Below are 12,351 nucleotides of genomic sequence, written 5' to 3' on the forward strand. Positions count from 1 at the left end.
ACGATATAGAAATACAAAAAAGGGTATCTAAAAATACAGATACCCTTTTTAAACCCTTTAAAACCGATGATTTTTAAAGTACAGCTGAAGATTTATAAAATTTGTCAGCGTATTGAGAAGGCGTTTCGCCGTACTTTTTCTGAAAGCATTTGCTAAAGTATTTCGGATTGTTGAAGCCTACTTTATAACTGATTTCAGAAACGGTTAACTTGTTTTGCTCTAATAATTGAGCCGCACGTTTTAATCTTATTTCATGAATAAATTCATTTGGAGTGCAATTCGTCCATGCTTTGATTTTTAAAAAGAGCATGGTTCGGCTTACGCCTAATTCTGAACAGAAAAACGGAATATCAAATTGTTCGTTTGAAATGTTTTCTTCCACGATTTTGAAAGCTTTTTTCAATAGTTCTTCGTCCAATGATGAAACCGTTATTTCTGACGGAATAAAACTGTCCTCGCTTGAGAATTTGATTCTTAAACGTTCTGTGGTGTTCAACAGATTTTTAACACGAAGCTTAAACTCCATTAGATTGAATGGTTTACTGATGTAATCATCCGCACCGCTTTCTAATCCTTCAAATTTGTAAACCAAAGATGATCTCGAAGTCAGCAGAATAACAGGAATATGGCTGGTTTTGATGTTTTCCTTTATTTTAGAACACAATTCAGTCCCTACCATTTCTGGCATAATGACATCACTGATAATCAGGTTTGGAACAAATTTTAATGCTTTTTCCAGAGCAATTTTACCATTTTCAGCCTCAATAATATTGTAATCTTTTTTCAGAAGGTTTTTCATGAATTTTCTCAGAACCTTGTGATCTTCAACCAATAAAATCGTCTGTTTTTCTTCATTGACAATTAAATCTTCGATGTCTTCATGTTCGATGACTTCCGAAGGTTCCAATTGCGCTTGGTATTGCTCAATATCGTCACTAATTTTAAAATCAGGAATGATTTCACTGTCCAGAAGATGTTCGCGTCCCAGCGGTAAAGTCACTTTAAAAATTACGCCGCCACTTGGTTTATTGGTAACATCGATTTTTCCTTTATGCAGTTCTACAATGTTTTTTACGATTGAAAGTCCGATTCCAGTTCCTTTATTATAGTTTTTCTGAACCTGATTGTGTGTTGGAACTTCAAAAAATAAATCAAAAATTTTGTCAATATGTTCTTCTGATATTCCAACGCCAGAATCTTCAACTGCAATGAAAAGATTCTGCTGATCGTGATTGATTTTAATATTTATCGAACCGCCTTTTGGAGTATATCTAAAAGCATTCGAAATCAGATTGTAAAATACACGTTCGAGTTTATATCGGTCAAAATAAACCAGAATTTCTTCGTTTTCGGTTTCAAATGTATAATCGTAACCGCCGTCTTTCGCATATTCTATAAAGGATAAAAAGATTTCTCTAGTAAATTTGACAATATTTCCGTTTGCCGATTCAAGCGTAACCTGATGATTTTCTAGTTTTCTGAAATCCATTAAACGGTTGATCAAACTCAGCAAATGATTGGCGCTGCTTTCAATCACCAGAAGCTTTTTGTACATTTCGTTAGTTCCATTATAATCAGAAAGAATTTGCTGTAATGGTCCTAAAATCAGAGTCAATGGCGTTCTGAATTCATGCGAAATATTGGTAAAGAAATCCAATTTCAGCTTGTTGTTTTCTTCAATTCGCTGTGTTTCCAAATATTCCAGTTCGAGTTTCTGTTTCAATCTTGCTTTCGATTTCATAATCCAAATCAAACCATATAGACCTAAACCAATTACGATTCCATACAACATAAATGCCCAAATGCTGCGCCAAGGAGCTGGATTTACAATAACAGTCAATGTTGTCGGATTCTGATTCCAAACGCCATCGTTATTGGCACCGCGCACTTCAAACGTATATGTTCCTGGATTTTGGATTGCAAAATTGGCTTCACTGTTTTTAGTTGTTGTCCAGTTGTTTTCTAAACCGGTTAAACGATAACTGTATTGATTGTTTTTAGATCGAATATAATTCGGAATCGCAAAACTGATCGAGAAATTGGCCTTGTCATAATCTAAAGTAATCGTTTTGGTAAAACCAATGCTTTGTTCTAAAATTCCATCTTTATCGTGCGCATGAACAATTTCGTTTTTAATCTTCAAATCAGTAATTAAAACCTGTGGAGCATATTTATTCAAGGAAATCTTTGTAGCATCAAAAAATGTTGCTCCAGACGGACTTCCAAAATAAAACTGATTGGAACTTAATTTTAAAGCCGAATTATCATTAAATTCATTACTCGCCAAACCGTCTTTCTGGTCGTAAATAACAACCGTTTTCTTAATTGTATTATATTTTATAATTCCTTGATTGGTGCTAATCCATAGGTTTTTATCATCATCTTCTAAAATAGAATGTATAGAAGTGATAACCGTATTTCCAAATCTCAAATTGATTCGGTTGAATTTTTTTCCATCAAAATAATGCAATCCTTTTGCTTTTGTCCCAACCCAAATTTTGTTTTGAGAATCTTGAAACAAAGTCAGAATATCATCGCCAGACACAGTCGAATGGTCGTAAAAGAAATGCTGAATCGTATATTTCTGCGGATTGAAATTTTTGAGCGGAATGCGGTTCAAACCATTTTGAGTTCCAACCCAAAGAAAATTTTGCTTATCGACTAAAATCGTGCGCAGGATATTATTGGTAAGGAAAACTGGTTTGGTGTTATCATTTCCAATAGCATCAAAAGTTTTGGTTATGGTGTTGTACCTAATTAAGCCTTTGCCGAAAGTTCCGATCCATAAAATTGAACCTTCAGTTTTAAGAGCATAAACACCGCTGTCTTTTAGTAATTCGCTTAAATCTGAAGAAATTCTGTTATCTTCAATTCTTTTAGAAACGGTATTGTAAGCTGATAAGCCTTTCGAAAAAGTTCCAATCCATAAAATATGATCATCAGAGAGGCACATCGCTTTGATATCATTTTTATTCGTTTGTCCAGTTTTGCTGTTGATGTAACTTACAGACTCAGTATTTCTATTGTAAATCGTAATTCCGCCTCCTTCAGTCCCAAAATAGATATTCTGGTTTTTGTCGGCAATTATCGAACTTACCACATCAAAACTCATCGGAATCTTTTTCGAATTCTGATTATAATTAGAGAAATTGACGTTTGAAACATCCCAAAGATTCACACCTTTGTAATAACATCCAATCCAGATTGAACCTTTTTTATCCATAAAAACGGACTTCACTTTGTCGATTCCGTTATTGTTATTGCTATTATTTATTTTCTGAAGGCTTTTATCTTTTCCAAGAATATAAATTCCGTCATAGGCGCCAACCCATAAAGAGCCTTGATTGTCAATTACTAAAGATCGAATATCGGTATTGATTTCGCGGTATTTTTCAGCTGGCAAAAAAGAAACAAAAGCTTTTTCTTTTGGATTGAATTTTAAAAGGCCTTTGTTTTTTGTTCCCACCCACAAACTGCCGTCTTGGTCTTCAATAACCGACTGAACGTTTAATAAATCTGTTGTGTTTAACGGATAATTTTTAAAGAATAATTTTCCGTTCATTCGATTTGTCAGCTTACATAACCCTTTTGTCGTTCCAATCCAGATTTGGTCTTCTTTGGTTTTTAAAATGCTGAGAATATTATTGCTAGGAAGAGTAGAAGCATCATCGTCTGAATGAAAAACAGAAGTAAATAATCCTGTTTTTTTATTGTAAATAGTTAATCCTTTTGAAGTTCCAAACCACATTTCGCCACCAATTTCTCTGATGCTCCAAACAGCGTTATTGCTTATCGTATGATTTGCTTTCGTATGAAGATATCTCGTAAAACGGTTCGAAACAGGATCATAACAGTTTAAACCATTATAAGTTCCCACCCAGATTTTTCCTGCGTTGTCTTCTTCAATAGCTAAAATATCATTGTTGCTAATCGAATATTTATCTGTAGCATCATTCCTAAAAATCGTAAAACGGCTTCCATCATATTTATTCAGACCATCACGTGTACCAAACCACATTTGTCCAAACTTATCCTGATGAATGGCAATAACAGAACTCTGCGAAAGCCCGTCTGTCGTTGAAAAATTTTTAAGACGATATTTATTTTGGGAAAACATGTTTCCGAAAACAAATACAATTGCGAGAAAAGCTATTTTATATTTCATAGCGTTTGTATTTAATGTTTTTTTGCCACAGATTTTACAGATTATAAAGATTTTTTTCTGTGTGTTAAAAATTAGCCACAAATTCACGAATTACTTATAATCTAAATTTGAATAATTCGTGAGTTTTTAGCCATTTTAACACAAATAAAATCAAGTCAAAGGATTAGAGAAATTCGTGAATTCGTGGCGAAAAATCCTTGTAATCTGTGGCAGATATTTTGACTATTTTAATCGTTTTTTTAATTGATAATCATACAGAGAAGGAATCTTCTCAATCGGAATGTTTAAAAATTCTATATAGGGATCAATGTCGTATTTGATTTCAAATTTCGTATTTCCGTGAACGCCAATGATTCTGGCTAAAGCGCCGTCTTTCATTCCGTGCAATAAAACTGGTTTTGATGCATCAGGATTTTCAACTTGTACATTTAAATTCCAAAAAGTGCTGAAAGGCCCGTGAGAAGGTTTCCAATAATCAGCGCCGCCGCCTCCAAATAAAGCATAACTATTATTTTTATCGGCTTTTAGATGAACCGTGATATTGTCAAACAAATTTTGATGATTGGCTCCTGAATGCTGATCTAAAACAGGATCTGTAAATATTTCGCAGTTTTGATACACATTTTTAGTCGCAAAAGTGTTGAAACTTAAAGGATGAACCGCTGAATTGTAGATCTTTAGATTTTTAACCAAAACATTATGTACGCCGCCTAAAGTTACTGTATAATGCGCCAAATGCGATCCATCTGTTGTAACATCTTGAATGGTTACGTTAGAAACTTCTTCGGCTAAAATTCCGCTGTCAGCATTGGTAATTTTAACATCTTTCACCCATGAATTGAATAATCGGGTTAAGAAAATCCCATTATTTCCGGGTTCTACATGATGCGCCACCCTCGGAATGTCAGGGAACGTAAAACGAAGCTGTTCAATTCCGACTTCATTTAAATGTTTCCATTCAACCAATTGTGCTTGATAACTCGGTTTTATCGAAATAGTTAAAGGTGTTTTTAAAGTGATTTTAGAACCAGAGATTTTAGCGATTTCAACCTGCTGCCTTACAATGGGAAGCTTTGGGAATTTCCAGTGGTGCGAACCTGGCTTTACTTTAGCACCTTGATACAAATCTTTGATGATCTCGCCGTTTTCGCCATCCTTATTGAACAATTGCAATTCGACAACATCGCCAACTTTCAATCCTTTTACGTCAGAAACCGTAATAATATGTTCGCCCATTTTTCCCGAACTGACTTTAGCCAACGGATTAGATTCTGGTTCGTATTTATCTAAATATGACTTTACACGCTCACCCGGAACCTGAGTCCATATAAAACCTCCAGACCACGCATATTGCGAAAAAGGAAGATCAATATTGTTTTCTGGCTCTCGCTGTCTTTTGTCAAATGTGGTCAAGTATTCGCGAAGTTCAGCCAAAACATCAGAATCTTTAAGATACATCATCGGTCTTGGACAATAGATTTCAGTTCCGTTTTCAGCAGAACCAGCGCCTCGAAGTACAAAATTGCTTCGTTCGATGTAGAGAATTTCACTTAAAATAATACGTCCTGCTGGCAATTGTACGATTACATTTCCCTCAATAGCATTGGCAGCTTTAAAAGCTTTTAAAAGCGCCTTTGAATCGTCTAAATTGTCATTGGCTTTTACACCAAAATCTGTTGCGTTAATGATTTTTCCATTAGTTTCAGGAATGGAACTTTCGCCAAAACGATATCCTGCGTAACTAAAATCAGGCAGATAATTGGTTTTTGAAGTAAGAATTTTGGGTGTTTCCTGCGCCAGTAAAGAGTTTATAAAAAAGCCACAGGATAAAAGAATGGCTTGGCGAATCATGGTTTTGTGGTTTTTGTGGTTAGTTAGTTTTTTGTTTTTGCCGCTAAGGCGCTAAGGCACGAAGTTTTTTTGCTTGCAGATTTACTAGTTTTTTTTGTCATCCTGACGAAGGAAGGATCAAACAAGAAATTCCTCAAAGAGAATCGAAAATCTTTGTCGAGCATCTAGTGTGATCCTTCCTTCGTCAGGATGACAAACAGAACTTAAAAACTTCCCGCCTTAGCGCCTTCGTGGCAAACAAAATTATAAAGATCGTTTAATCCCTATTTCAAGTCCGCGCAATTCTGCCAGGCCTCTTAAACGCCCAATCGCAGAATAACCCGGATTTGTTTTTTTCTTTAAATCATCCAGCATTTGGTGTCCGTGATCTGGACGCATTGGCAAAGTGCTGTTGTTTCTTTTCTCTACTTCCAAAATTGCTTTTACAACTTCGTACATGTCAACGTCGCCTTCGAGATGGTTTGCTTCGTAGAAACTCCCTTCTTCGTCGCGCTGTGTGCTTCTTAAGTGAATAAAATTCATTTTATCGCCATGACGTCTTACCATTCCAGGCAAGTCATTATCAGCGCGAACACCGTAAGAACCTGTACACATTGTAAATCCGTTTGATTTAGAAGGAGCAGCATTCATTAACTCAATCAAATCTTCTTCTGTACTTACGACTCTTGGCAAGCCTAAGATTGGGTAAGGAGGATCATCTGGGTGAATCGCCATCAATACGCCTTTACTTTCAGCAACGGGAATAATTTCTTTTAAAAAGTGAAACAGATTATTTTTTAAAGCCTGTCTATCAATATGATTGTAAGCACTTAAGGTTACCAAGAAATCTTCAACCGTATAAGCTTCCTCAGCCCCTGGAAGTCCCGCTAAAATGTTTTGCTGCAATTTTACTTTATCTTCTGGAGTCATGGCTTCAAAATAGCTTTTTGCTTTTTGTTTGTGCTCTTCAGAATATTCGTTTTCTGCGCCTGGCCTTTTTAAAATAAACAATTCAAAAGCGGCAAAAGCATTGATATCAAAGCGTAAAGCTTTTGAACCGTCTTCAACCGTATAAGAAAGATCTGTTCTTGACCAGTCTAAAACTGGCATAAAGTTGTAGCAAACGCATTTGATGCCGCATAAAGCTAAATTCCTGATGCTTTCTTTATAATTTTCAATGTATTGCAAATAATTTCCAGTCTGCTTTTTAATGTCTTCGTGAACTGGAATACTTTCTACAACCGACCAAGTCAAACCAGAAGGGCCTTTTTTAGGGTCTCCATCTTCATGTTCGATTTCAACTTTTCGTTTAATAATTTCATCGACGCTCCAAACTTTTCCGTTTGGAATATGATGTAAAGCTGTTACAATTCCAGTTGCGCCAGTTTGTTTGATGTCTTGTAAAGAAACAGGGTCATTTGGTCCGAACCATCTTAATGTTTGTTCCATTTTGTATTATGTTGTTTTTGTGAGTTAGTTTTTAAATGCTCGTTGCGGCAAATCCGCCATCAACTTTTAAGATAGTTCCCGTTACGAATTTAGACATGTCACTGCATAAAAATAAAAGAGCACCGTCAATATCTTCTGGAGTTCCAAATCTTCCCATTGGCGTATGATCGATGATTTTTTCGCCTCTTGGCGTTAGTTTTCCTTCTGGAGTTAACAATAAAGCGCGATTTTGTTCGCCAATAAAAAAACCTGGAGAAATAGCATTTACACGAAGTCCTTCACCATATTTTTGAGCCAATTCGACCGCCATCCATTGTGTGAAATTGTCGATTGCCGCTTTTGAAGCAGAATAACCCACAACTCTTGTTAAAGGTCTTTGCGCTGAAGCAGATGAAATGTTGATGATATTTCCTGATTTCTGTTTAGCGAAAAGCTCAGCAAAAACCTGAGTTGGAAGCATAGTTCCAATAATATTCAAATCTATAACTTTTTGTAAATCATCGCTTTTCATATCATAAATTGCTTGATCTGGCTGAATTGTTGCTCCCGGCATATTACCTCCAGCTGCATTGATTAAAATATCTAAGCGGCTGTATTTTTCAACAATTAAGTCTTTTACTTTTTCTAGTTCTTCTTTGTTTAAAACATTTGCTTGAACAGCAAATGCTTGTCCGCCGTTTGCTTCGATTGCTTTTACTGTGTTTTCAGCTTTTTCTAATGATTGCGAAACGATTCCGACAACAACGCCTTGTTGCGCCAAAACATTTGCAAATCGGCTTCCCAGAACACCAGCGCCGCCTGTTATTAATGCAATTTTTCCTTTTAAATTAAATATTGAATCCATTTTAATTTTTAATTTTCAATACTTTAAATCCTAAATTCCAATTTGGAAATAAAGTACATTTTTATATAATTAATTTTTACTTTTTTTGATTTAGTTAGTCTCTCAGTTCAAACTGGGTTTTCAAATTTGGAATTTATTTTCTGATAGTTTCAATCAGTTCCAAAACCCTTTTAGTTTCTTTTTCGATGGTTTCGTAAGCGCCGTATTCCATTACTTCTTTACTAATTAATTTGCTACCCATTCCAACAGCAGAAACACCAGCGTTAAACCAAGTTTCAATGCTTTGTTTCGTAGTGTCAACACCGCCTGTTGGCATAAAGATTAAATTTGGAAAAACATCTTTTATGGCACTCATAAAATCTGATCCTAAAATATTTCCGGGAAAAAGTTTGATGAATTTTACACCAGCATTTTCAGCCGCAATAATTTCTGTCGGAGTCATACAGCCTGGGGCGTATAGAACTTCTTTGGTCACTAAAAACGAAGCTATTTCAGGTACAAATCCAGGACTTATAAAAAAATCAGCACCAGTTAAATAATACGTTTCTGCTTGGGCTAAATTTTTGATGGTGCCAATTCCTAAAAGCATTTCAGGCATTTCAGCATTTCTTACTTCAATCATTTTTTTGAAGTTTGAAAGTGCTTCAGAGCCACGGCTTGTATATTCTACAGCTCTGATTCCTGCATTGTACAGTGTTTTTAAAATGGCAATGCTTTTGCTTTCGTCAGCATTAAAATAGAGCGGCAGCATTCCCTGTTTTAAAATGACATCTATAGAGTTCTGAATACTGCTCATAATTATATTTTTACCTTGATAACAATTTTTTTCAGTGGACCGCTTCCAATCATAGCAGAATGAACGTCTTCTGGAAACAGGATTGCAAATTGCTTTTCTTTTATTTCAAAAAACATATCTGGTTTGTCATGAAAGAAACGAACATCTCTTTCGTCATTATAATTTCCATTTGGACTGATGCATTTTTCTCTAGGTTTCCATGCAAAGGTTTCTGGACCAATAATAGAAATCTGAATATCGATGTTTTTATCATGACATTCAAAACCTTTAATGCTTTCTTCCCTCGTGCTTCCTTCGCCAACAATTACGATAAGTTTTAAACCTTCGCCAATTTCATAAGTGCCTTCTTCAAGATTGGCAATATCATTTTGGTTTACATAATCAAAAGCTTTTTTGAAATTGGAGTGCAGACCATAGTATTTTGCTGCATTATGTAATGAGTCTATTATCATTTTGTACGGTTTTTATTTTGGTTTTTTGATGTTATGTGTATATTTGCGTGTGCGTACACGGTATTTTACAAATGTATGCAAAATGTGATGTAAAACAACTTATTTTTGATAAAATAAATTAATTTTACCCTACTGCTTTTATATTTTTAACTTAAAAAGAATCAATATCATAACAATTAAAAAAATTGCCGAATTAGCTAATGTCTCTGCTGGAACAGTGGATAGGATTATACACAAACGAGGACAAGTGGCTCAGGAAACCGTTGACAAAGTCAATGCGATTATTGAAGAATTTGGCTATACGCGAAATATTTTGGCAAGTAATCTAGCGCTGAATAAGAAATTTCATTTTGCAGTTTTCCTTCCAAAATCTGAAACATTAGAATATTGGAAAAGTCAGGCAGAAGGTATTGAAAAAGCAGCTTTGGAGTTTAGCAAATTTGGAATCGTATTGGACTATTTTTTTTACGATTATAATCTGATTTCTTTTAAAGAAACGGCGCAGAAAATAATGAAGTTTGATTGTGACGGTTTGCTATTTGCTCCAATTTTTTATGAGGATTCGGTTCGATTTTTAAAAGAATATGAAAAGAAAAATATTCCAGTTGTAATGATCGATTCGAATATTTCTGAAGAAAATGAACATGCCTATGTGGGTCAGGACGCTTTTCAGAGTGGCTATTTAGCTGGAAGATTAATCAGTTTTGCTGTGAAAAATGAAAGACAAGTTCTGATTTTTAAAATTACCCGCGAGATTGAAAGCACTTCGGTTTATCAGCAGCGCATCAAAGGATTTTACTCTTATTTTGAAGATCATAACGAATTGACTCATTTTAAATTCTCAGAAGTAACATTAAAAGATTCAGGAATTGATCAGCTGAGTTTGGAAATGTTTTCTGGAGTAAACAGTGTTTTTGTGCCCAATTCAAGAGCTTATATTGTAGCTCAGTTTTTAGAAAAAAACAATATAAAAGGTGTTCGAATAATTGGTTTTGATTTGCTAAAAGAGAATATCGAATATTTAAATAAAGGCGTAATTGATTTTTTAATCAATCAAAGGCCAGAAGAACAGGGGTATTTGGGAATCAATTATTTGTATAAAAAACTGGTTCTTCAGGAAGAAACAGAAAGAACACATTACATTCCGTTGGAGATTATTTTGAAGGAGAATTATTTTCCTGCTAAGCGATAGTTGTTTTGCCACTAAGACGCTAAGACGCGAAGATTTTTTTTAGGCTTTGTGTTTTTTAATCACAATCGCGATAGAGTTGAGGCGCAAAGTTTTTTTATTTCACACAGATTTAAAAATATTTAGGCAGATTTGTTTTAAATTAAAATCTAAATTAATCTGCTATAATCAGCAAAATCTGCGTGAAATAAAATCATTTTAATCCTATAATCTGTGGCTTAAAAAAACTTCGAGCCTTAGCGCCTTAGTGGCAAAAAAATCATTTCTTAACCTTCACAACCAAAGGATTATTGATCTTCTCAGCAAAAGAGCTCAAATACTTTTCCCATTCCTGCTTAGTTTGAAATGGACTTCCTTTTTTCCATCCAAAACCAACATAATAAATGGCTTTGTTGTTTTTAACAGCAATATTTCCGTACAGATTACTCAAGTCTTTTTCGTCTGTTACATGATTATCAAAACTTAATAAAGTATTTTTTGGAGCAACCAAACCAATTCCAATTTCAGAATCGTCAATCGGTTCCCAATAACTCAACCAGCCTTCTTTTAGATTTGTGCCGGTAGTTCCTTTTTTGTCATGAAGTGTTAATCCAGCAGCAATTTGTTTGGTTCCCGTAATATTGATTTCAAAACGCGAAAGCTGGCTTCCGTAATCTAAACTGATTAATTTCGATTCCGTTATTTTATTTCCTTTTGCATCCCAATCTGCGTAAGTCAAAATAAAACTAGTTCTAATTGGTCCCGTTGTAATGGTTTTCCAGCTGATGAAATTTTTAGAAAAATAATATTTTCCGTCCACATTTACAGCAATTCCGCCCACACCACGGCTGTCACCAACGTGAAAATTATCCAAACCTTCACCAGTATCTTTATGATAGGTTCCAGTTCCGTTAGTCGCTTTTTCGTACCATTTGTTAATGATCGGGTAATCGACTCTTTTTAGCCATGCATCGATTCCGCTGGTTAGAGTTCCGCCTGGAATTTTATCTTCCACCATTTTTTGAGCAACAGGGCCATAAGTTCTAAATGCGACTTTGTTGTTTTCCCAAGCATAATCGTCTGTGCGTTCTGGAACAAAGCGAGAATAACAGCTGATTACTTTTGAAGCCGAAGGATTTGTTCCAACTATAACTTCAAAATCCTGTTTTGAAGAAGCTTTGATTTTAGGCTGAAAAAGCAATACATCTGCTTTTCCGTCGCCATCATTATCTACTGTTTGAGTTTCTAAGAAAGCATTGCTTCCAATTTCTTTTACGGCATAATTTTCAAGTTTTGAATCTGCATGTAATCCAAGTGATTTTTTAGTCAATTCGATAGTTTCAAATTCTCTGTCAACTTTCAAATTGTTGGTAACAGTAATGATTTTATTCTGGGAAAAAGCAGCAAAATTAGCTGTCAGAATGGTTATGATATAAAGATGTTTTTTCAAAATTCTTAGATTTTTAATATTTCAAAAATTAGGTTTGATAGGATTATAAAAGTACAAATCAAAACGGAATTGAAAATACAGAATAGGAGTAATTCTGTACAGAAGTTTGAAAATGGGCAGAAAAGCTTTGAGAATGAAATAGATTATTTTTCGTAATTTACATTTCCTGATTTTTATTTCGGGAGATTATATAATTA

Annotated in this window: 8 protein-coding genes; 1 reads left to right on the top strand and 7 read right to left on the bottom strand. The window is 34.7% G+C overall.

Features of this window, described 5'->3' with window-relative positions; translation table 11 throughout:
- Window positions 1–73 precede the first annotated feature (73 nt).
- The 6 genes from BB050_RS16165 to BB050_RS16190 form a co-directional block, all read right to left on the bottom strand.
- Window positions 74–4,165, bottom strand: coding sequence for a two-component regulator propeller domain-containing protein (locus BB050_RS16165; protein ID WP_066034272.1), 4,092 nt, complete (start codon window positions 4,163–4,165; stop codon window positions 74–76).
- 222 nt (window positions 4,166–4,387) lie between these two features.
- A complete protein-coding gene (locus BB050_RS16170) occupies window positions 4,388–6,016 on the bottom strand; it encodes a right-handed parallel beta-helix repeat-containing protein (RefSeq protein ID WP_066034273.1) in 1,629 nt (542 codons plus the stop codon).
- 243 nt (window positions 6,017–6,259) lie between these two features.
- The gene (gene uxuA, locus BB050_RS16175; RefSeq protein ID WP_066034274.1) at window positions 6,260–7,444 is read right to left on the bottom strand and encodes a mannonate dehydratase; all 1,185 of its coding nucleotides are present in this window, start codon (window positions 7,442–7,444) and stop codon (window positions 6,260–6,262) included.
- Window positions 7,445–7,475: 31 nt separating this feature from the next.
- On the bottom strand, window positions 7,476–8,288 hold the full coding sequence (locus BB050_RS16180) for an SDR family oxidoreductase (RefSeq protein WP_066034275.1): 813 nt from the start codon (window positions 8,286–8,288) through the stop codon (window positions 7,476–7,478).
- A gap of 133 nt (window positions 8,289–8,421) precedes the next feature.
- Window positions 8,422–9,084, bottom strand: coding sequence for a bifunctional 4-hydroxy-2-oxoglutarate aldolase/2-dehydro-3-deoxy-phosphogluconate aldolase (locus BB050_RS16185; RefSeq protein ID WP_066034276.1), 663 nt, complete (start codon window positions 9,082–9,084; stop codon window positions 8,422–8,424).
- A 2-nt stretch (window positions 9,085–9,086) separates the two neighbouring features.
- The gene (locus BB050_RS16190; protein ID WP_066034277.1) at window positions 9,087–9,536 is read right to left on the bottom strand and encodes a NanQ anomerase/TabA/YiaL family protein; all 450 of its coding nucleotides are present in this window, start codon (window positions 9,534–9,536) and stop codon (window positions 9,087–9,089) included.
- 217 nt (window positions 9,537–9,753) lie between these two features.
- Here BB050_RS16190 and BB050_RS16195 point away from each other — a divergent pair, with 217 nt between their 5' ends.
- Window positions 9,754–10,728, top strand: a complete 975-nt coding sequence (locus BB050_RS16195; protein WP_236940342.1) for a LacI family DNA-binding transcriptional regulator — start codon at window positions 9,754–9,756, stop codon at window positions 10,726–10,728.
- A 256-nt stretch (window positions 10,729–10,984) separates the two neighbouring features.
- Here the strand turns inward: BB050_RS16195 and BB050_RS16200 are convergent, their stop codons facing one another.
- Window positions 10,985–12,154 carry a DUF4861 family protein gene (locus BB050_RS16200; RefSeq protein ID WP_066034279.1) on the bottom strand — a complete coding sequence of 390 codons (1,170 nt, stop codon included), beginning with the start codon at window positions 12,152–12,154 and terminating at the stop codon, window positions 10,985–10,987.
- Window positions 12,155–12,351 lie beyond the last annotated feature (197 nt).

Origin of the sequence: Flavobacterium anhuiense (genome assembly GCF_001705175.1) — a bacterium.
GTDB classification, from domain to species: Bacteria; Bacteroidota; Bacteroidia; order Flavobacteriales; family Flavobacteriaceae; genus Flavobacterium; species Flavobacterium anhuiense.